The sequence below is a fragment of the Pseudomonas sp. MCal1 genome, assembly GCF_026341415.1.
In the GTDB taxonomy this organism is placed as follows: Bacteria; Pseudomonadota; Gammaproteobacteria; order Pseudomonadales; family Pseudomonadaceae; genus Aquipseudomonas.
The window spans coordinates 126,101-147,791 of record NZ_JAKUMP010000005.1 but is presented as its reverse complement, the minus strand read 5'-3'; the positions used below and the strand labels follow the sequence as shown (position 1 = coordinate 147,791).

The 21,691-nt window shown below is 59.6% G+C and carries 17 protein-coding genes; all 17 read left to right on the top strand.

All coding sequences use genetic code 11. The features are described from left to right. Positions 1 to 11: 11 nt before the first annotated feature. The 17 genes from uppS (at position 12) to eno (ending at position 21,679) form a co-directional block, all read left to right on the top strand. Positions 12 to 767, top strand: coding sequence for a polyprenyl diphosphate synthase (gene uppS, locus MKZ87_RS10645; RefSeq protein ID WP_085697328.1), 756 nt, complete (start codon positions 12 to 14; stop codon positions 765 to 767). Then, on the top strand, positions 767 to 1,573 hold the full coding sequence (locus MKZ87_RS10640; RefSeq protein ID WP_007954781.1) for a phosphatidate cytidylyltransferase: 807 nt from the start codon (positions 767 to 769) through the stop codon (positions 1,571 to 1,573). Before uppS ends, MKZ87_RS10640 begins: the two co-directional genes overlap by 1 nt. Then, the gene (gene ispC / locus MKZ87_RS10635) at positions 1,570 to 2,760 is read left to right on the top strand and encodes a 1-deoxy-D-xylulose-5-phosphate reductoisomerase (protein ID WP_266200834.1); all 1,191 of its coding nucleotides are present in this window, start codon (positions 1,570 to 1,572) and stop codon (positions 2,758 to 2,760) included. The genes MKZ87_RS10640 and ispC overlap by 4 nt, the downstream gene beginning before the upstream one ends. Before the next feature lie 53 nt (positions 2,761 to 2,813). Further along, on the top strand, positions 2,814 to 4,166 hold the full coding sequence (gene rseP / locus MKZ87_RS10630; protein WP_266200833.1) for a sigma E protease regulator RseP: 1,353 nt from the start codon (positions 2,814 to 2,816) through the stop codon (positions 4,164 to 4,166). A 74-nt stretch (positions 4,167 to 4,240) separates the two neighbouring features. Next, the gene (gene bamA, locus MKZ87_RS10625) at positions 4,241 to 6,616 is read left to right on the top strand and encodes an outer membrane protein assembly factor BamA (protein WP_085702585.1); all 2,376 of its coding nucleotides are present in this window, start codon (positions 4,241 to 4,243) and stop codon (positions 6,614 to 6,616) included. A gap of 45 nt (positions 6,617 to 6,661) precedes the next feature. Further along, positions 6,662 to 7,165, top strand: coding sequence for an OmpH family outer membrane protein (locus tag MKZ87_RS10620; RefSeq protein WP_003222140.1), 504 nt, complete (start codon positions 6,662 to 6,664; stop codon positions 7,163 to 7,165). Positions 7,166 to 7,168: 3 nt separating this feature from the next. Further along, complete coding sequence (gene lpxD, locus MKZ87_RS10615; protein WP_085697332.1) at positions 7,169 to 8,224, top strand: UDP-3-O-(3-hydroxymyristoyl)glucosamine N-acyltransferase; 1,056 nt, start codon at positions 7,169 to 7,171, stop codon at positions 8,222 to 8,224. Between the two features lie 106 nt (positions 8,225 to 8,330). Then, positions 8,331 to 8,771, top strand: coding sequence for a 3-hydroxyacyl-ACP dehydratase FabZ (gene fabZ / locus MKZ87_RS10610; protein WP_003222142.1), 441 nt, complete (start codon positions 8,331 to 8,333; stop codon positions 8,769 to 8,771). Further along, positions 8,768 to 9,544: an acyl-ACP--UDP-N-acetylglucosamine O-acyltransferase gene (gene lpxA, locus MKZ87_RS10605; protein ID WP_085697333.1), complete on the top strand. Its 777-nt coding sequence runs from the start codon at positions 8,768 to 8,770 to the stop codon at positions 9,542 to 9,544. The genes fabZ and lpxA overlap by 4 nt, the downstream gene beginning before the upstream one ends. 2 nt (positions 9,545 to 9,546) lie before the next feature. Then, positions 9,547 to 10,677, top strand: coding sequence for a lipid-A-disaccharide synthase (lpxB, locus tag MKZ87_RS10600; RefSeq protein ID WP_085697334.1), 1,131 nt, complete (start codon positions 9,547 to 9,549; stop codon positions 10,675 to 10,677). Positions 10,678 to 10,688: 11 nt separating this feature from the next. Beyond that, the gene (gene rnhB / locus MKZ87_RS10595) at positions 10,689 to 11,315 is read left to right on the top strand and encodes a ribonuclease HII (protein ID WP_139834830.1); all 627 of its coding nucleotides are present in this window, start codon (positions 10,689 to 10,691) and stop codon (positions 11,313 to 11,315) included. A 76-nt stretch (positions 11,316 to 11,391) separates the two neighbouring features. Next, positions 11,392 to 14,913: a DNA polymerase III subunit alpha gene (dnaE, locus tag MKZ87_RS10590; RefSeq protein ID WP_085702588.1), complete on the top strand. Its 3,522-nt coding sequence runs from the start codon at positions 11,392 to 11,394 to the stop codon at positions 14,911 to 14,913. Positions 14,914 to 15,052: 139 nt separating this feature from the next. After that, entirely contained in the window at positions 15,053 to 16,000 is a 948-nt protein-coding gene (locus tag MKZ87_RS10585) for an acetyl-CoA carboxylase carboxyltransferase subunit alpha (RefSeq protein ID WP_064379018.1), read from the top strand. 147 nt (positions 16,001 to 16,147) lie between these two features. Next, the gene (gene tilS / locus MKZ87_RS10580) at positions 16,148 to 17,476 is read left to right on the top strand and encodes a tRNA lysidine(34) synthetase TilS (RefSeq protein ID WP_085702589.1); all 1,329 of its coding nucleotides are present in this window, start codon (positions 16,148 to 16,150) and stop codon (positions 17,474 to 17,476) included. A gap of 274 nt (positions 17,477 to 17,750) precedes the next feature. Further along, positions 17,751 to 19,382, top strand: coding sequence for a CTP synthase (locus tag MKZ87_RS10575; protein WP_085697338.1), 1,632 nt, complete (start codon positions 17,751 to 17,753; stop codon positions 19,380 to 19,382). A 5-nt stretch (positions 19,383 to 19,387) separates the two neighbouring features. Next, complete coding sequence (gene kdsA / locus MKZ87_RS10570) at positions 19,388 to 20,233, top strand: 3-deoxy-8-phosphooctulonate synthase (protein ID WP_085697339.1); 846 nt, start codon at positions 19,388 to 19,390, stop codon at positions 20,231 to 20,233. A gap of 156 nt (positions 20,234 to 20,389) precedes the next feature. Further along, positions 20,390 to 21,679, top strand: coding sequence for a phosphopyruvate hydratase (gene eno / locus MKZ87_RS10565; protein WP_085702590.1), 1,290 nt, complete (start codon positions 20,390 to 20,392; stop codon positions 21,677 to 21,679). Positions 21,680 to 21,691 lie beyond the last annotated feature (12 nt).

Here is a 21,691-nt window from a genome sequence, read left to right as displayed (position 1 = left end):
TCGAGTTTTTAATGGACAAGACCAAGCAGACTGCGCCGTCCGCGGTGCCGCGCCATGTCGCGATCATCATGGATGGCAATAATCGCTGGGCAAAAAAACGCTTTATGCCGGGTGTTGCCGGGCATAAAGCGGGCGTGGATGCTGTGCGGGCGGTGATCGAGGTGTGTGCCGAGGCCAAGGTCGAGGTGCTCACCCTGTTCGCCTTTTCCAGTGAAAACTGGCAGCGCCCGGCCGATGAGGTCAGCGCCTTGATGGATCTGTTCTTCAAGGCGCTGCGTCGTGAGGCCAAGCGCCTGAACGACAACAACATCAGCCTGCGCATTATCGGTGACCGAACGCGATTCCATCCGGAGCTTCAGGCCGCCATGCGTGAAGCGGAAGCGATGACTGCCGGTGCCAACCGATTCATTCTGCAGATCGCCGCCAACTACGGCGGTCAGTGGGATATCGCGCAAGCGGCGCAGCGTCTGGCGCGTGAGGTTCAGGCCGGTCATCTGCGGCCGGAAGACATCACGCCGGATCTGCTGCAGACCTGTCTGGTCACCGGTGATCTACCGTTGCCAGACTTGTGCATTCGCACTGGCGGCGAGCACCGCATCAGCAACTTCCTCTTGTGGCAGCTGGCATACGCCGAGTTGTATTTCTCCGACCTGTTCTGGCCGGACTTCAAACACGAAGCCATGCGCAATGCGCTGGCCGATTTCGCTTCGCGCCAGCGTCGTTTCGGTAAAACGAGCGAGCAGGTCGAAGCTGGAGCCCGGGTTTAATGCTTAAACAACGCATCATCACTGCGCTGATTCTGCTGCCGATCGCTCTGGGCGGATTTTTTCTGCTCGAAGGCTCCGGTTTTGCCCTGTTCATCGGTCTGGTCGTGAGCCTGGGCGCCTGGGAATGGGCGCGTCTGGCCGGCTTCACTGCGCAGGCATTTCGTGTCGGCTACGCCGCGGTGGTCGCGCTGATGCTGTTCGTCATGTACATCCTGCCGGGGCTGGCGCCATGGGTGCTGGGCGCTTCGGTGATCTGGTGGGCACTGGCAACATGGCTGGTGCTGACGTACCCGCGTTCCAGCGAGCGCTGGTCCAGTGCCGCCAGCAAACTGGTGATCGGATTGCTGATTCTGTTGCCCGCCTGGCAAGGGCTGGTGCAGATCAAGCAATACCCGCTCGGCAACTGGCTGATCATGGCCGTGATGGTACTGGTCTGGGGCGCTGACATCGGGGCGTATTTTTCCGGTCGCGCGTTCGGCAAGCGCAAGCTGGCGCCACAAGTCAGTCCCGGCAAAAGCTGGGAGGGCGTGTATGGCGGTCTGGCGCTGAGTCTGGTCATCACCACCCTGGTCGCGCTGTTCCGTGACTGGACGGTAGCGCAACTGTTCAAGGGCTTGATCGGTGCTGCGGTGATTGTCTTCATCTCGGTGGTGGGCGACCTCACTGAAAGCATGTTCAAGCGTCAGTCCGGCATCAAGGACAGCAGCAATCTGCTGCCTGGCCATGGTGGCGTGCTGGACCGCATCGACAGTCTGACGGCGGCGATACCGGTGTTCGCGGTGCTGTTGTGGATGGCGGCGTCGTGAGTCGCCCGCAGCAGATTACCGTCCTGGGTGCGACTGGCTCGATCGGTCTGAGTACCCTGGATGTCATTGCCCGGCATCCGGAGCGCTATCAGGCTTTCGCCCTGAGCGGTTTTACCCGCCTGAGCGAACTGTTTGCCCTGTGTGTTCGCCATCTCCCGAAATATGCAGTAGTGCCGGAAGTCGTCGCTGCTCGTAATCTTCAGGACGATTTGCATGCGGCGGGCCTGTCGACGCAGGTGCTGGTCGGTGAGGAAGGCCTGTGTCAGGTCGCTGCCGCGCCGGAAGTGGATGCCGTCATGGCCGCCATCGTCGGTGCTGCCGGTTTGCGCCCGACTCTGGCGGCTGTCGAGGCAGGCAAGAAAATTCTTCTGGCCAACAAGGAAGCGCTGGTCATGTCCGGCGCCTTGTTCATGCAGGCGGTGCGCAAAAGCGGTTCGGTTCTGTTGCCGATCGACAGCGAGCACAACGCGATTTTTCAGTGCATGCCGCAGGACTTTGCTCGCGGGCTGAGTAACGTTGGAGTCCGTCGGATTTTGCTGACGGCCTCTGGTGGCCCTTTCCGGCAGACGCCGATGGCCGAGCTGGCGCATGTTTCACCCGATCAGGCGTGTGCGCACCCGAACTGGTCGATGGGGCGCAAGATCTCGGTGGATTCGGCCAGCATGATGAACAAAGGGCTCGAGTTGATCGAGGCCTGCTGGTTGTTCGATGCCAAGCCTTCGCAAGTCGAGGTGGTGATTCATCCGCAGAGCGTGATTCATTCGCTGGTCGATTATGTGGACGGCTCGGTGTTGGCGCAGTTGGGTAACCCCGATATGCGCACTCCGATTGCCAACGCCCTGGCCTGGCCTGAGCGCATTGATTCGGGCGTGGCGCCGCTGGATCTGTTCGCCGTTGCGCGCCTGGATTTCGAAGCTCCCGACGAAGAGCGCTTTCCGTGCCTGCGTCTGGCGCGCCAGGCTGCCGAGGCCGGAAACAGCGCCCCGGCCATGCTCAATGCGGCGAATGAAGTGGCGGTTGCCGCGTTTCTCGACGGACGGGTTCGCTATCTGGAAATCGCGAGTATCATCGAGGAAGTCTTGAATCTCGAGCCGGTAGTGGCGTTGAACGATCTCGATGCGGTGTTTACCGCGGACGCGACTGCCAGGGCATTGGCCGGGCAGTGGTTGAAGCGTCACGACCGATAGGTCTTGCAACACATGGCTTCACGCGGCACTGGACAGGATTGCGGAGAAAGTAGATGAGCGCGCTCTATATGATTGCCGGCACCCTGATCGCTCTGGGTGTGCTGGTCACCTTTCACGAATTCGGCCATTTCTGGGTCGCGCGTCGCTGTGGCGTCAAGGTTCTGCGTTTTTCCGTGGGCTTCGGCATGCCGCTGTTGCGCTGGCATGACAAGCAGGGCACCGAATTTGTGGTTGCGGCCATTCCGCTGGGTGGCTACGTCAAGATGCTCGACGAGCGCGAAGGCGAAGTGCCGGCCGATCAGCTTCATCAGTCATTCAATCGCAAGTCTGTTCGTCAGCGCATCGCCATTGTTGCGGCCGGCCCGGTGGCCAACTTTCTCCTCGCACTGGTGTTCTTCTGGGTGCTGGCCATGCTCGGCAGCGAACAGATTCGCCCGGTCATTGGTTCGGTGGAGCCGGGCAGCATCGCCGCAACGGCCGGGCTGAGCGCGGGACAGGAAATCGTCGCGATCGACGGTGAACCAACCTCGGGCTGGGCTGCAGTCAACCTGCAATTGGTGCGCCGACTGGGGGAGAGCGGTTCTCTGCAATTGCTGGTGCGCGATCAGGGTTCCACGGCGGATTCGCCTCGGGTGCTGGCACTTGATAAATGGCTCAAGGGGGCTGATGAGCCGGATCCTATTCGCTCCCTCGGTATTCGCCCTTGGCGCCCGGCCCTGCCGCCGGTGCTGGCCGAACTCGATCCGAAAGGCCCGGCCCAGGCGGCCGGACTGAAAACCGGTGATCGTCTGCTGACGCTCGATGGCAAGGCGCTGGATGACTGGCAACAGGTGGTCGACACCGTTCGTACGCGTCCTGATACCAAAATCGTGCTGCACGTAGAGCGTGACGGTGTTCAAATCGACGTCCCTCTGACACTGGCCGCGCGTGGCGATAAAAAGTCGCCAAGCGGTTACCTGGGGGCAGGTGTGAAGGCTGTCGACTGGCCGCCGGAGATGATCCGCGAGGTCAGTTACGGGCCTTTGGCAGCGATTGGCGAGGGGGCCCGTCGTACCTGGACCATGAGCGTCCTGACGCTGGATTCACTGAAGAAAATGCTCTTCGGCGAGCTCTCGGTAAAAAACTTGAGTGGACCGATAACCATTGCTAAAGTGGCGGGCGCTTCTGCCCAGTCGGGCGTCGCTGATTTCCTGAATTTCCTTGCTTATCTGAGTATTAGCCTGGGGGTTCTGAATTTGCTGCCCATTCCTGTACTGGATGGGGGGCATTTGTTGTTTTATCTGATCGAGTGGGCGCGTGGTCGTCCCTTGTCGGATCGGGTGCAAGGTTGGGGGATACAGATCGGTATCAGCTTGGTGGTCGGAGTGATGTTGCTTGCTCTGGTCAACGATCTGGGTCGACTGTAACGCTTCGCTGAATTGCGAATCTGCCGCATTTTGCGGCAGTTTGTTTATTGCCAGTTGGAATAAGAAAGGACTTCATGAAACGTCTGCTGCTAACTGCGGTTCTCACCGTATTGATGATCGCCGAAGTTCACGCCGAGTCCTTCACTATCTCTGATATTCGCGTCAATGGCCTCCAGCGGGTCTCCGCGGGTAGCGTCTTTGGTGCCTTGCCGTTGAACGTCGGCGAGCAGGCGGATGATCGTCGCCTGGTGGAATCCACTCGTGCGTTGTTCAAAACCGGTTTCTTTCAAGATATCCAGCTGGGCCGCGAAGGCAACGTTCTGGTGATCACTGTCGTCGAGCGTCCCTCGGTCGCCAGTATCGAGATCGAAGGCAACAAGGCGATCTCCACCGAAGACCTGATGAAGGGCCTCAAACAATCCGGTCTGGCCGAAGGCGAAATCTTCCAGCGCGCGACCCTCGAAGGTGTTCGTAACGAGCTGCAACGTCAATATGTTGCGCAAGGTCGTTACTCGGCTACCGTCGATACAGAAGTGGTCTCGCAGCCGCGCAACCGTGTCGGTCTGAAAGTGAAGATCAACGAAGGCACCGTCGCAGCCATTCAGCACATCAACGTGGTAGGCAACACGGTTTTCCCCGAGGAAGACCTGACCGACCTGTTCGAACTGAAAACCACCAACTGGCTGTCGTTCTTCAAGAACGACGACAAGTACGCCCGTGAAAAGCTGTCCGGTGACCTGGAGCGTCTGCGCTCCTACTACCTGGACCGCGGCTATATCAACATGGATATCGCTTCGACCCAGGTGTCGATCACCCCGGACAAGAAGCACGTCTACATCACCGTCAACGTTAACGAAGGCGAAAAGTACACCGTTCGTGACGTCAAACTCAGCGGTGACCTGAAAGTCCCTGAAGACCAGGTCAAGTCGCTCTTGCTGGTGCAGAAAGGTCAGGTGTTCTCGCGCAAGCTGATGACCACCACGTCCGAACTGATCACCCGTCGTCTGGGTAACGAGGGTTACACCTTCGCCAACGTCAACGGCGTGCCACAACCGCACGACGAAGATCACACCGTCGATATCCTGTTTGCTGTCGATCCGGGCAAGCGTGCCTACGTCAACCGCATCAATTTCCGTGGCAATACCAAGTCCGAGGACGAGGTGCTGCGTCGTGAAATGCGTCAGATGGAAGGTGGCTGGGCTTCGACCTACCTGATCGACCAGTCCAAGACTCGTCTGGAGCGTCTGGGCTTCTTTAAAGAAGTCAACGTTGAGACCCCGGCCGTGCCAGGTGTCGACGACCAGGTTGACGTGAACTACAGCGTTGAAGAACAGGCTTCCGGTTCGATCACCGCCAGCGTCGGTTTCGCCCAGAGCGCCGGTCTGATCCTCGGTGGTTCGATTACCCAGAACAACTTCCTCGGTACTGGTAACCGTGTGAGCGTGGGCCTGACCCGCAGCGAATACCAGAGCCGCTACAACTTCGGCTACGTTGACCCCTACTGGACCGCTGATGGCGTGAGCCTGGGTTACAACGCGTTCTACCGCACCACCGACTACAAAGACCTCGACGTCGACGTAGCGAGCTATGCGGTAGACAGCCTGGGTGCCGGCGTGAACGTGGGCTACCCGATCAGCGAGACTTCGCGTCTGACCTTCGGTCTGTCCGCTCAGCAGGACGAGATCAAGACGGGTACCTACACCGTTGACGAGATTTTCGACTTCGTTAACAAGGAAGGCGACAAGTACCTGAACTTCAAGGCTTCGGCCGGCTGGTCCGAATCCACCTTGAACAAGGGTGTACTGCCGACTCGCGGTCGTTCCCAGAGCCTGACGCTGGAAACCACCATTCCAGGCAGCGATCTGTCGTTCTACAAACTTGATTACCGTGGCCAGCTGTTCCAGCCGATCAGCGAAAACTACACCCTGCGTCTACACACCGAACTGGGTTATGGCGACGGTTACGGTTCGACCGACGGCTTGCCGTTCTATGAAAACTACTATGCTGGTGGTTTCAACTCGGTCCGTGGTTTCAAAGACAGCACCCTTGGCCCGCGAAGCACGCCAAGTACGGGTAGTAACCCAGGCACCCTGAGAGACCCGGACCAGGATCCGCTGCCGTTCGGTGGTAACGTCCTGATCCAGGGCGGTGTTGAAGTTCTGTTCCCGCTGCCGTTCGTCAAGGATCAGCGTTCCCTGCGTACTTCGGTATTCTGGGATGTCGGTAACGTATTCGACTCCAAGTGTTCCGATACTACGAACGCCAACGGTACGAAATCGAACACCCAATGCAACGACATCAGTCTGAGCAACATGGCCAGTTCCGTCGGTGTCGGCGTAACCTGGGTCACCGCACTGGGCCCGCTGAGTTTTGCGCTGGCGATGCCGATCAAGAAACCGGATGACGCTGAAACTCAAGTGTTCCAATTCTCCCTCGGCCAGACGTTCTAAGCGTCTGACCCAAGACAACGACAATGGATTTTGTAGGAGTGCATCGTGCGTAAGTTGACTCAATTGGTTCTTCTGGCCTCCGTACTGGTGGCAGGTCCGGCATTTGCCGACATGAAAATCGCTGTTCTGAACTATCAGATGGCTCTGCTGGAATCTGACGCGGCCAAGAAATACGCCGTGGACGCCGAGAAGAAGTTCGGCCCGCAACTGACCAAGCTCAAGACCCTGGAGAGCAGCGCCAAGGGCATTCAGGACCGTCTGATGGCCGGTGGCGACAAGATGCAGCAAGGCGAGCGCGAGCGTCTGGAGCTCGAGTTCAAGCAAAAGGCCCGTGACTTCCAGTTCCAATCCAAGGAACTGAACGAAGCCAAGGCTGTTGCCGACCGCGAAATGCTCAAGCAACTGAAGCCGAAACTGGATAGCGCAGTGGAAGAAGTTATCAAGAAAGGTGGTTTTGACCTGGTGTTCGAGCGTGGCGCAGTCATCGATGTCAAACCTCAGTACGACATCACGCGCCAGGTTATCGAGCGCATGAATCAGCTGAAGTAACCCATGACCGTGACCATCAAGCTCGGCCAGTTGGCCGAGCTCCTCGGCGCTACCCTGAGTGGCGACCCCGAGAAGCAAATTACTGGGCTAGCCACCTTGCAGGAGGCTGGCCCAGCTCAGTTGAGCTTTCTGGCAAACCCTCAATACCGTAAATACCTGGCTAACTCGCAAGCCGCGGCCCTGTTGCTCAAGGCTGCCGACGCCGAAAGTTATGCCGGTGATGCGCTGGTGGTGCCGGATCCTTATCTGGCTTACGCACGCATTTCCCATTTGTTCGATCCGAAGCCCAAGGCAACTGCCGGCGTTCACTCGACGGCGGTGATTGCCGAGGATGCCGTGGTCGATCCGAGCGCCAGTATCGGTCCCTTCGTGGTGATCGAGTCCGGTGCGCGAATCGGCGCAGACGTAACGCTCGGTGCGCATTGCGTCGTCGGTGCCCGAAGCGAAATCGGTGAGGGCGGCTGGCTGGCACCCCGGGTCACGCTGTATCACGACGTACGCATCGGCAAACGTGTGGTGATTCAGTCCGGTGCCGTGCTTGGCGGTGAAGGCTTCGGCTTTGCTAACGAGAAGGGCATCTGGCAGAAAATCGCCCAGATCGGTGGCGTGACCATCGGCGACGATGTGGAGATCGGCGTGAATACCGCCATCGACCGCGGCGCACTGGCCGATACCGTGATCGGCAATGGCGTGAAGCTAGACAACCAGATTCAGATCGCCCACAACGTGCAGGTCGGTGACCACACCGCCATGGCCGCGTGCGTGGGGATTTCCGGCAGCACCAAGATCGGCAAGCACTGCATGCTCGCCGGGGGGGTTGGCCTGGTAGGGCACATCGATATTTGCGACAACGTATTCCTGACCGGAATGACCATGGTGACCCACTCGATTACCGAGCCGGGTGCCTACTCTTCCGGCACAGCTATGCAACCTGCGGCCGAATGGCGTAAAAGCGCGGCCCGTATTCGTCAGCTCGATGACATCGCGCGACGTTTGAAACAGCTGGAAAAGCGGTCCGGGGAAGTGACCCCTGACGGTAATGCTTCATCTGAAGGCTGATACCATTTCCATATCAAGTGTGCACAGCCTCTGGACTGCCTCCTTGATTTGCTAGAGGAGTGCGCGTCAGTCGCGCTCCCAATCTTTACATAGGCTTCCCCCCGAAATGATGGACATCAACGAGATTCGCGAATACCTGCCTCACCGTTACCCGTTCCTGCTGGTGGACCGGGTAGTGGAGCTGGATACGGAAGGCAAGCGCATTCGCGCCTACAAGAATGTCAGCATCAACGAACCGTTCTTCAATGGTCACTTCCCTGCGCACCCGATCATGCCGGGCGTGCTGATCATCGAAGCCATGGCTCAGGCTGCCGGGATCCTTGGTTTCAAGATGCTTGACGTGAAACCCGCCGACGGCACCCTCTACTACTTCGTCGGTTCCGACAAACTGCGCTTCCGCCAGCCAGTGCTGCCGGGCGATCAGTTGATCCTCGAAGCCAAGTTCATCAGTTGCAAGCGTCAGATCTGGAAGTTCGAATGCCAGGCTTCGGTCGATGGCAAGCCGGTCTGCTCGGCTGAAATCATCTGTGCGGAACGCAAGCTATGAGTTTGATTGACCCTCGCGCAATCATCGATCCGTCGGCCGTCCTGGCTGATGGCGTCGAGGTCGGCCCGTGGTCGATCATCGGTGCAGGTGTGGAAATCGGCGAGGGAACGGTCATCGGGCCACACGTGATCCTCAAAGGTCCGACCCGTATCGGCAAGCACAACCGCATCTACCAGTTTTCCTCGGTAGGCGAAGACACGCCGGACCTGAAATACAAGGGCGAAGAAACCCGCCTGGTGATTGGTGACCACAACGTCATCCGCGAAGGCGTGACGATTCACCGTGGCACCGTTCAGGATCGGTCCGAAACGACCCTGGGCGATCACAACCTGATCATGGCCTATGCCCACATCGGCCATGACAGCGTCATCGGCAATCACTGCATCCTGGTCAACAACACCGCGCTGGCCGGCCATGTGCACGTCGCTGACTGGGCGATTCTGTCCGGTTTCACCCTGGTGCATCAGTATTGCCATATCGGCGCCCACAGCTTTTCCGGCATGGGCACTGCGATCGGCAAGGATGTACCAGCGTTCGTCACCGTATTTGGCAACCCGGCCGAAGCGCGCAGCATGAACTTCGAGGGCATGCGCCGTCGCGGTTTCAGCGAAGACGCCATTCACGCTCTGCGCCGCGCGTACAAAACCGTGTATCGCCAGGGTCTGACAGTCGAACAGGCGCTGGCCGAACTGGCCGAACCCTCTGCCCAGTTCCCGGAAGTCGCGATGTTCCGTGACTCCATCCAGTCGTCGACTCGCGGCATCACCCGCTGACCATGGCCAATCTGCGTATTGCGCTGGTGGCGGGGGAGGCTTCCGGTGACATTCTGGGCGCCGGGCTGATGCGCGCCCTCAAGGCACAGCATCCTGCGGTGGAGTTCATCGGTGTCGGCGGTCCGTTGATGCAGGCCGAGGGCCTGACCTCCTATTTTCCGATGGAGCGTTTGTCGGTCATGGGGCTGGTGGAAGTCCTGGGGCGGCTGCGTGAACTGCTCAAGCGCCGCAAGGACCTGATCGCGACGCTTATCGCTGAAAAACCGGATGTATTCATCGGCATCGATGCGCCGGACTTCAACCTCAATATCGAACTCAAGCTGCGTCAGGCCGGGATCAAGACCGTGCACTACGTCAGCCCTTCGGTGTGGGCATGGCGGCAGAAGCGGGTCCTGAAGATCCGCGAAGGCTGCGACCTGATGCTCACGCTGCTTCCATTCGAAGCCAGATTCTACGAAGAGAAGGGCGTGCCGGTGCGGTTCGTCGGCCATACGCTGGCCGACACCATTCCACTGGAGGCCGATCGCAGCGCGGCGCGTGCCGAACTCGGTCTGCCGGACGGTCCGCTGGTGGCTTTGATGCCCGGCAGTCGGGGCGGCGAAGTCAGTCGTCTGGGTGCGCTGTTCCTCGATACCGCCCAACGTCTGCGTGCCATGCGTCCCGGCGTGCGTTTCGTCATACCGTGCGCCAACCCCGAGCGTCGTGCCCAGCTCGAAGAGCTGCTGGCCGGTCGCGATCTGCCGGTGACCCTGCTCGATGGCAAATCCCATCTGGCCTTGGCAGCTTGCAATGCGGTACTGATCGCGTCGGGTACGGCAACCCTGGAAGCGCTGCTGTACAAGCGTCCGATGGTCGTGGCCTACCGGCTTGCGCCCCTGACGTTCTGGATTCTCAAACGCATGGTCAAGAGTCCGTACGTGTCCCTGCCGAACCTGCTGGCTCAGCGATTGCTGGTCCCGGAATTGTTGCAGGATGATGCGACGGTCGAAGCGCTTGCCCAGACCCTGTCGCCGTTGATCGACGGTGGCGAAGAGCAGACTCGTGGCTTCGACGAGATCCATCGCACTCTGCGCCTGGACGCTTCCAATCAGGCGGCTGACGCCGTTCTGAACCTGATCGGGCAAACACGATGAGCAAGACAAGCATGCAGATGGGCCTGGATTTCACCTTGGTCGCCGAAGTCGAAGAACTGGTGGCCGGTGTCGACGAAGTCGGTCGCGGCCCGTTGTGCGGTGCGGTCGTCACGGCGGCGGTGATCCTCGACCCGAGCCGCCCGATTCTCGGTCTCAACGACTCGAAAAAACTCACCGAAGCCAAGCGCGAAAAGCTTTACGACGAAATCTGCGAGAAGGCTTTGAGCTGGTGCATCGCCCGCGCCGAAGTCGAAGAGATCGACGAACTGAACATCCTTCATGCCACCATGCTGGCGATGCAGCGCGCGGTCGCCGGCCTGCACATCCAGCCGAAACTGGCGATGATCGATGGCAATCGCTGCCCGAAACTGCCGATGCGTTCCGAAGCGGTGGTCAAGGGCGACAGCAAGGTCCCGGCCATCGCCGCGGCCTCGATTCTGGCCAAGGTCAGTCGCGATCGCGAGATGACGGCGTTCGAATTGATCTATCCGGGTTACGGCATCGGTGGCCACAAAGGTTACCCGACGCCCGTTCATCTGGAAGCGCTGGTGCGTTTGGGGCCGACGCCGATTCATCGGCGTTCTTTTGCCCCGGTTCGGCAGGCTTATGAAGCGCTGGAAGGCCTGACGCCGGTTTAGCGGCGAGGCTGATGTTTTATTCGAGGCCCGGTACAATCCGGGCCTTGTTGTCTCTATGTAACTGGACAGGATCACTATGCCGGCTTCATTCGTTCATCTACGCCTGCACACTGAATACTCCCTGGTCGACGGGCTGGTGCGGATCAAGCCGCTGGTCAAGGCCTTGACCAGCATGGGCATGCCGGCCGTTGCGGTGACCGATCAGAACAACATGTGTTCGCTGGTCAAGTTCTATAAAAACACCATGGGCGCCGGGATCAAGCCGATCTGCGGCGCCGACCTGTGGCTGTCGAACAAGGACCCCGATGGTCCGCTGAGCCGCATCAGCCTGCTGGTCATGAATGCCCAGGGCTATCGCAACCTGACCGAGCTGATTTCCCGTGGCTTCATCGAAGGTCAGCGCAACGGCATGATCATCATCGAGCGCGAATGGGTCGCCGAGGCCAACGAAGGCCTGATCATGCTGTCCGCCGCCAAAGAGGGCGAGATCGGCATGGCCATGATCGGCGGCAATCCCGCCGAGGCCGAAACCCTGACGCGCGAATGGATGGCGGTGTTCCCGGATCGTTTTTATCTGGAAGTCCAGCGCACCAACCGTCCGAACGATGAAGAACAGCTGCACGGCGCCGTCGCCCTGGCCGACAAGCTCGGTGCTCCGCTGGTCGCCACCAACGATGTGCGGTTCATCAAGCAGGAGGATTTCGAGGCTCACGAAACCCGCGTCTGCATCGGCGAAGGCCGGGCCCTCGACGATCCGCGCCGTTCAAAGAACTACAGCGACCAGCAGTATCTGAAAAGCGCCGAGGAAATGGCCGAGCTGTTCAGCGACCTGCCGGATGCGGTGGAAAACACCGTCGAGATCGCCAAGCGCTGCAACATCGACGTGAAGCTGGGCAAGCACTTCCTGCCTGACTACCCGATCCCCGATGGCATGACCATCGACGAGTATTTCCGCAAGGTGTCGTTCGATGGTCTGGAAGAGCGCCTCAGCGTGCTGCTGCCCAAGGACACCACCGAAGATTACGAGGCCAAGCGTCAGGTCTACGTCGACCGGCTGAATTTCGAGCTGGATATCATCATCCAGATGGGGTTCCCCGGTTATTTCCTGATCGTGATGGACTTTATCCAGTGGGCCAAGAACAACGGCGTGCCGGTGGGGCCGGGCCGGGGGTCGGGTGCCGGATCGCTGGTGGCCTATGTACAGAAGATCACCGACCTCGACCCGTTGGAATATGACCTGCTGTTCGAACGTTTCCTCAACCCGGAACGGGTATCGATGCCCGACTTCGACGTCGACTTCTGCATGGATGGTCGCGACCGGGTGATCGATTACGTGGCCGAAAAATACGGTCGCAACGCTGTAAGCCAGATCATCACTTTCGGTTCCATGGCGGCGAAGGCTGTGGTCCGCGACGTTGCGCGGGCCCAGGGCAAGTCGTTCGGCCTGGCGGATCGCCTGTCGAAGATGATTCCGTTCGAAGTCGGCATGACCCTGGAAAAGGCCTACGAACAGGAAGAAATCCTGCGCGACTTCATCAAGGTCGATGAAGAAGCGGCGGAAATCTGGGAAATGGCACGCAAGCTCGAAGGTGTGGTGCGTAACGTCGGTAAGCACGCCGGTGGTGTGGTGATCGCGCCGACCAAACTGACCGACTTCTCGCCGATCTATTGCGACGAGGCCGGCGACGGTCTGGTAACCCAGTTCGACAAGGACGACGTCGAGGCAGCGGGTCTGGTGAAGTTCGACTTCCTCGGCTTGCGGACCCTGACGATCATCGACTGGGCGCTCAAGACCATCAACCGCGACCGCGCCAAGGTCAACGAGCCACCGCTGGACATCGCGTTTATCCCGCTCGATGACAAGCCGACTTATCAGCTGCTGCAAAAAGCTGAAACCACCGCGGTGTTCCAGCTTGAATCCCGTGGCATGAAAGAGCTGATCAAAAAGCTCAAGCCCGACTGCCTCGAAGACCTGATCGCACTGGTGGCCCTGTTCCGTCCGGGCCCGCTGCAATCGGGCATGGTGGATGACTTCATCAACCGTAAGCACGGTCGCGCGGAACTGGCGTACCCACACCCGGATTACCAGTACGAAGGCCTGCAACCGGTGCTGGCGCCGACGTACGGCATCATCCTGTATCAGGAACAGGTGATGCAGATCGCCCAGGTCATGGCCGGTTACACCCTCGGTGGTGCGGACATGCTGCGTCGGGCGATGGGTAAAAAGAAACCTGAGGAAATGGCCAAGCAACGCGGCGGTTTCATCGAGGGTTGCGCGAAGAACAACATCGACGCGGATCTGGCCGGTAACATTTTCGACCTGGTAGAGAAATTCGCCGGTTACGGCTTCAACAAATCCCACTCCGCCGCCTACGGTCTTGTGTCGTACCAGACTGCCTGGCTGAAGGCTCACTACCCGGCGCCGTTCATGGCTGCGGTACTGTCGGCGGATATGCACAACACCGACAAGGTCGTGACCTTGATCGAGGAAGTGCGCACGATGAAGCTGCGGCTCGACGCGCCGGACGTGAACACTTCGGAGTTCAAGTTCACGGTGAACGACGAAGGCCGCATCGTGTATGGTCTGGGCGCAATCAAAGGCGTCGGCGAAGGCCCGGTGGAGGCGATCACCGAGGCCCGTCAGGCCGGTCCGTTCAAGGATCTGTTCGACTTCTGCGCCCGGGTCGACCTCAAACGCATCAACAAGCGCACGCTGGACGGTCTGATCCGCAGCGGCGCGCTGGATCGCCTCGGTCCGTTCTTCCATGACGAGCAAAAGGCTTATCAGGCCAATATCGACCGCAATCGCGCGGTCTTGCTGGCGGCGATGGAAGAAGCCATCAAGTCGGCCGAACAGACTGCGCGCACCCGAGACAGTGGTCATGCCGACCTGTTTGGCGGGTTGTTCGTCGAGGAAGACGCAGACGTTTACGCGCTGCATCGCAAGGCCAAGGAGTTGACCCTCAAGGAACGCCTCAAGGGTGAAAAGGACACTCTTGGCCTGTACCTGACCGGCCATCCGATCGACGAATACGAAGGTGAAATCCGCCGGTTTGCCCGTCAGCGCATCATCGACCTGAAACCGGCCCGCGACACCCAGACCGTGGCGGGGATGATCATTGCCCTGCGGGTGATGAAGAACAAAAAGGGCGACAAGATGGGCTTCATCACCCTCGACGACCGCTCCGGGCGGATCGAGGCGTCGCTGTTCGCCGATGCGTTTCACTCCGCGCAATCGCTGCTTCAGACCGATGCGATGGTGGTGGTCGAAGGTGAGGTCAGCAACGATGACTTCTCCGGTGGCCTGCGGCTGCGGGTCAAGCGGGTGATGAGCATGGAAGATGCGCGCACCAACCTCGCCGAGAGTCTGCGCCTGAAGTTGCAGACCCAGGATCTTAAAGGCGATCAGCTACGCTGGTTGGGTGATTTGCTCAAGCGTCATCGCGGGGCGTGCCCGATCACCATGGAATACACCAGTCCCGATGCGAAGACCTTGCTGCAGTTTGGCGAGACCTGGCGGATCGACCCGGCGGATGCCTTGATTCAAGCCCTGCGTGACCAGTTCGGGCGAGACAACGTCTTCCTCCAATACCGTTGACCGGCAGGTGCCATCAAAGCGCCTGCCCACAACCTGAATTTTTAATCTCGACCTCAGCGCGCCTCTCCCTTAAGGTAGGGCGCGAATAGACAACCGGCCGGCCCAAGCTCATTTGGGACACGACCCAAGACGGACGCCTATGAACCCGAATTTTCTAGATTTCGAACAGCCGATCGCCGACCTGCAAGCCAAGATCGAAGAGTTGCGCTTGGTCGGTAATGACAATTCGCTGAATATCGGCGATGAGATCTCCCGCCTGCAGGACAAGAGCAAGACGCTGACCGAAGACATCTTCGGCAAGCTGACCAGCTGGCAGATCGCACGTCTGGCGCGTCACCCGAAACGTCCTTACACCCTGGACTACATCGACCACATCTTCACCGAGTTCGACGAACTGCACGGTGACCGTCACTTCTCCGACGACGCAGCCATTGTGGGCGGCGTGGCACGTCTGGAAGACCAGCCAGTGATGGTGATCGGTCACCAGAAGGGCCGTGAAGTGCGTGAAAAGGTACGCCGCAACTTCGGCATGCCGCGACCGGAAGGCTACCGCAAGGCTTGCCGCCTGATGGAAATGGCCGAGCGTTTCAAGATGCCGATCCTGACCTTCATCGACACCCCGGGCGCCTACCCAGGGATCGACGCCGAAGAGCGCAACCAGAGCGAAGCGATCGCCTGGAACCTGCGCGTCATGGCTCGTCTGAAAACCCCGATCATCGCCACCGTGATTGGTGAAGGTGGTTCGGGCGGCGCACTGGCGATCGGCGTGTGCGACCAGTTGAACATGCTGCAGTACTCGACCTACGCGGTGATTTCGCCGGAAGGTTGCGCTTCGATTCTGTGGAAAACCGCAGAGAAGGCGCCGGATGCTGCTGAAGCGATGGGTATCACCGCCGAGCGTCTGAAAGGCCTGGGCATTGTCGACAAAGTGATCAGCGAGCCTCTGGGCGGCGCTCACCGCGACCCGGCTGCGGCCGCCGCATCGATCCGCGCCGAGCTGAGCTCGCAACTGGCGATGCTGAAGAAGTTCGACAACGAAGCGCTGCTCAAGCGTCGTTACGATCGTCTGATGAGCTACGGCCTCTGATCGAACGCCATTTTGGCTGACAATGCAAAACACTGTGGGAGCGGGCTTGCCCGCGAATGCGATGTAACATTCAACAACTGTGTTGGCTGTTTCACCGCTTTCGCGAGCAAGCCCGCTCCCACATTTGGTTTGTGAAAAGGTAGATAAATGGGTCAGCCCTCGATTGATTTGCCTTCCAGGCTTCTGCGCAGTCTCACGCCCTGGCTCGATGCGGCTCATTGGCGTATCGCTTTCTCGGGCGGCCTCGACTCCACCGTCCTGCTGCACCTTCTGGCAACTCTCGCCAAATCCGAATCCCTTCCGCCGCTACGCGCAATCCATGTTCATCACGGTCTTCAGGCCGCGGCCGATGCGTGGCCGGCGCATTGCCAGGCTGTCTGTGATGCCTTGGGCATTCCATTGCAGATTGTTCACGTGACTGTGCAAAAGGGCGCCAGCCTTGAGCGTGCGGCGCGGGATGCTCGTTATGCGGCATTCACTTCGGCGACTCGGATCAATGATGTCTTGATGACGGGCCAGCACCGCGACGATCAGGCCGAAACGCTGTTGTTCCGCCTGCTGCGTGGCGCCGGTGTGCGCGGGCTGTCCGGAATGCCGGCCACGCGAGCGCTGGGGCAGGGCAGTCTGGTTCGGCCGTTGCTCGACGTCACGCGTTCAGAGCTGCAAGCCTACGCACAGGACCATGGCCTGCTCTGGGTCGAGGATCCGTCGAATCAGGATCGACAGTTTTCGCGCAACTACCTGCGCCACCAGGTCATGCCGCTGCTGGCTGGTCGCTGGCCTCAGGCTCACGCCAGCATGGCCCGCAGTGCGGCGCATCTGCGTGAGGCGCAAGGCTTGCTCGATGAGCTGGCGCAAATCGATCTGGCTCAAGCGAGCATGCCCGGTGGTTTCGAGTGGTCAGGATTGCCATCACTGGAGTTTGCGGCGATCGCGGGCTTGTCCGATGCCCGTCAACGAAACGCTCTCAGTCACTGGCTTGAGCCGCTGACCCGACTGCCGGATACCGACCATTGGTCGGGTTGGATCGACCTGCGCGATGCCGGTAACGATGCCGCTCCGGTGTGGCGTCTGGCGGATGGCGAGCTGCATCGAAGCGTCGGTCGTCTGTGGTGGCTCAGCGGGCAATGGTTGCGTACGCCGGTGGTCAGCGGCAGCTGGCACGACCTGTCGTCAGCGCTACGCTTGCCCCATAACGGGCATGTCATGTTCATCGGCCAGACTCCCGTGGGGCCGCTGCAAATCCGCTACCGTCAGGGCGGCGAGGTGATGGATCTGGCAGGGCGCGGTCATCGCGATCTCAAGCGCCTGCTCAATGAGCGCGCGGTGCCGGGTTTCGTGCGTGGCAGATTGCCGCTGCTGTTTCGCGATGAAGAATTGCTCGCCGTGGCGAACCTGCCGGGGCTCGACGGCAGTGCGCTGCAAGGCTGGCGATTGCATTGGCAGCCTTCGGACGAAGATCAAGGTTTGAGATGAAGGGGGCATTCCGGTAGACTACGCTCCCTTCTTGATACAACTTCTGTGGATTCGCCTGAATTGCAGGAGTTGCCGATTACCAAGCAGTCTTTGCTGGGCGATTCCAAAAAATGTGTAGCGAGCAACGTACCGGTGTTTCCACTTCCGGTCTGTCCCAACGCGGCGGTTTTTTTGAAAGGTGCACTGTGATTAATGCAGGTGATCGGGGGCTTCGGCCTTCCTTCGCTTTCCCCGGCGGCTCGGACCGCTTTAACGCAGACTTCTAGGGTTTTTCATGACGCGCTACATATTCGTCACGGGCGGTGTTGTTTCTTCTTTGGGGAAAGGCATTGCATCGGCTTCATTGGCGGCCATCCTGGAGGCGCGGGGGCTTAAGGTCACCATGCTGAAGCTGGATCCGTACATCAACGTCGACCCGGGCACCATGAGCCCGTTCCAGCACGGTGAAGTGTTCGTCACCCACGACGGCGCCGAGACCGACCTGGACCTGGGCCACTACGAGCGGTTCATCCGCACGACCATGACCCAGAACAACAACTTCACCACCGGCCGTGTCTACGAGCACGTGCTGCGCAAAGAGCGCCGTGGTGACTACCTGGGTGCAACCATCCAGGTGATTCCGCACATCACCGACGAAATCAAGCGTCGCATCATCAAGGGTGCCGGCGATGCCGACGTGGCCCTGGTGGAAATCGGCGGTACCGTTGGCGACATCGAATCGCAACCGTTCCTCGAAGCCATTCGCCAGTTGCGTGTGGAAGTCGGTTCCAAGCGCGCGATGCTGATGCACCTGACCCTGGTTCCGTACATCGCCACCGCTGGCGAAACCAAGACCAAGCCAACCCAGCACTCGGTAAAAGAGCTGCGTTCGATCGGTCTGCAGCCAGACGTGCTGATCTGCCGTTCCGACCATCCGGTGGATGTGTCGTCGCGTCGCAAGATCGCGTTGTTCACCAACGTTGAAGAACGTGCGGTGATCTCCCTGGAAGACGTCGATACCATCTACAAGATCCCGGCCGTGCTGCACGCTCAGGGTCTGGACGATTTCGTCGTCGAGCGATTCGGCCTGCAATGCAACGGCGCCGACTTGTCCGAGTGGGAAAAGGTCGTCGATGCCAAGCTCAATCCAGAGCACGAAGTCACCATCGCGATGGTCGGCAAGTACATGGAACTGCTGGACGCCTACAAGTCGCTGATCGAAGCGATGAGTCACGCCGGCATCACCAACCGTACCAAGGTCAACCTGCGCTACATCGATTCCGAAGACATCGAGAACCAGGGCACCGCGCTGCTGGAAGGCGTCGACGCGATCCTCGTTCCGGGCGGCTTCGGTCTGCGTGGCGTGGAAGGCAAGATCACTGCCGTTCAGTACGCTCGCGAAAACAAGGTTCCGTACCTGGGTATTTGCCTGGGCATGCAAGTGGCGGTCATCGAGTTCGCCCGTAACGTGCTGGGCTGGAAAGATGCCAACTCCACCGAGTTCGATCGCGCCAGCGGCCATCCGGTTGTCGGTCTGATCACCGAGTGGGAAGACGCCACCGGCGCCGTTGAAGTGCGTACCGAAGCGTCCGACCTGGGCGGCACCATGCGCCTCGGCGCTCAGGAATGCCTGCTCGAACCCGGCTCCAAGGTGCACGACTGCTACGGCAAGGATGTGATTGTCGAGCGTCACCGTCACCGTTACGAAGTGAACAACAACCTGCTGCCGCAGATCATCGAGGCCGGCCTGAAGATTTCCGGTCGTTCTTCCGATGCCGCGCTGGTTGAAGTGGTCGAAGCACCGGATCATCCATGGTTCGTCGCTTGCCAGTTCCACCCAGAGTTCACCTCGACGCCACGCGATGGCCATCCGCTGTTCAGCGGCTTCGTCAAAGCAGCATTGGCTCAACACCAGAAGAAGGCGTAACCCCGATGGCACAGAAAATCATCCGCGTCGGCGACATCGAGATTGCCAACGACAAGCCCATGGTGCTGTTCGGTGGCATGAACGTGCTGGAAAGCCGTGACATGGCCATGCAGGTTTGCGAAGAGTATGTGAGGGTCACCGAAAAACTCGGTATCCCTTACGTGTTCAAGGCCAGTTTCGACAAGGCCAACCGTTCTTCTGTGACCTCCTATCGCGGTCCTGGCCTGGAAGAGGGTATGCGCATCTTCCAGGACATCAAACAAGCCTTCGGCGTGCCGATCATCACCGACGTCCACGAGCCTGACCAGGCCGCGGTTGTCGCCGAGGTCTGCGACATCATCCAGCTGCCGGCCTTTCTGTCGCGCCAGACCGATCTGGTTGTCGCGATGGCCAAGACCAATGCCGTCATCAACATCAAGAAAGCCCAGTTCCTCGCACCTCAGGAAATGAAACACATCCTGAACAAGTGCGTGGAAGCGGGTAACGATCAGTTGATCCTCTGCGAGCGCGGTTCGAGCTTCGGCTACAACAACCTCGTGGTCGACATGCTCGGCTTCGGCATCATGAAGCAGTTCGAGTACCCGGTATTCTTCGACGTGACCCATTCGCTGCAGATGCCGGGCGGTCGTTCCGACTCCGCCGGCGGTCGCCGCGCCCAGGTCACCGACCTGGCCAAGGCTGGCATGAGCCAGTCGCTGGCGGGCCTGTTCCTTGAGGCGCACCCGGATCCGGACAACGCCAAATGCGACGGCCCTTGCGCCTTGCGTCTGGACAAACTGGAGCCATTCCTGGCCCAGCTCAAAGCCCTGGACGAACTGGTGAAGAGTTTTCCGACGGTAGAAACCGCGTAAACCTCAATTCTCCGGTAAAGTACCGCACGATTTGTCGCTCATGCCCTCGGGTATGAGCGTTGTCGTCTGCAAGCTGCCCGTTGCACAACACTTGCCGACGGTAAAAAGATTTCCTCTAGCTGCGTCGTTTTCGTCAACTTTGGAGTGTTTACAACAATGGCAAAAATCGTCGACATCAAAGGTCGTGAAGTTCTCGACTCCCGTGGCAATCCCACCGTGGAAGCGGACGTGCTTCTCGACAACGGCATCATCGGCAGCGCCTGCGCGCCGTCCGGTGCATCCACTGGCTCGCGTGAAGCACTCGAGCTGCGTGATGGCGACAAGAGCCGTTATCTGGGCAAGGGCGTGCTCAAGGCGGTAGCCAACATCAACGGTCCGATCCGCGATCTGCTGCTGGGCACCGACCCAAGCGACCAGAAAGCCCTGGATCACGCGATGATCAAGCTGGACGGTACTGATAACAAAGCGACCTTGGGCGCCAACGCCATCCTCGCCGTCTCCCTGGCGGCGGCCAAGGCAGCTGCACAGGATCAGGACCTGCCGCTGTACGCTCACATCGCCAACCTGAACGGCACCCCGGGCGTTTACTCGATGCCGGTTCCGATGATGAACATCATCAACGGTGGCGAACATGCCGACAACAACGTCGACATCCAGGAATTCATGGTTCAGCCGGTCGGCGCCAAGTCTTTCTCGGAAGGCCTGCGCATGGGCACCGAGATTTTCCATCACCTGAAAGCCGTTCTGAAGGCCCGTGGCCTGAGCACTGCCGTGGGTGACGAAGGCGGTTTCGCGCCGAACCTGGCTTCCAACGAAGACGCGCTGAAAGTGATTTCCGAAGCCGTTGCCAACGCTGGTTACAAGCTGGGCACCGACGTGACACTGGCTCTGGACTGCGCGGCCAGCGAGTTCTTCGAAGACGGCAAGTACAACCTGTCCGGCGAAGGCCAGGTGTTCACCGCTGAAGGTTTCGCCGACTACCTCAAAGGTCTGACTGAACGTTACCCGATCATCTCGATCGAAGACGGTCTGGACGAGTCCGATTGGGCTGGCTGGAAGATCCTCACCGACAAGATCGGCGCCAAGACCCAACTGGTTGGCGACGACCTGTTCGTGACCAACACCAAGATCCTGAAAGAAGGCATCGACAAGAAGATCGCCAACTCGATCCTGATCAAGTTCAACCAGATCGGCACCCTGACCGAAACCCTGGAAGCCATCCAGATGGCCAAGGCTGCCGGTTACACCGCCGTGATCTCGCACCGTTCGGGCGAAACCGAAGATTCGACCATCGCCGACCTGGCCGTGGGTACTTCGGCTGGCCAGATCAAGACCGGCTCTCTGTGCCGTTCCGACCGCGTTTCCAAGTACAACCAACTGCTGCGTATCGAAGAGCAGTTGAATGGCAAGGCCAAGTACAACGGTCGCAGCGAGTTTCGCGGCTGAGCAGTAAATGAT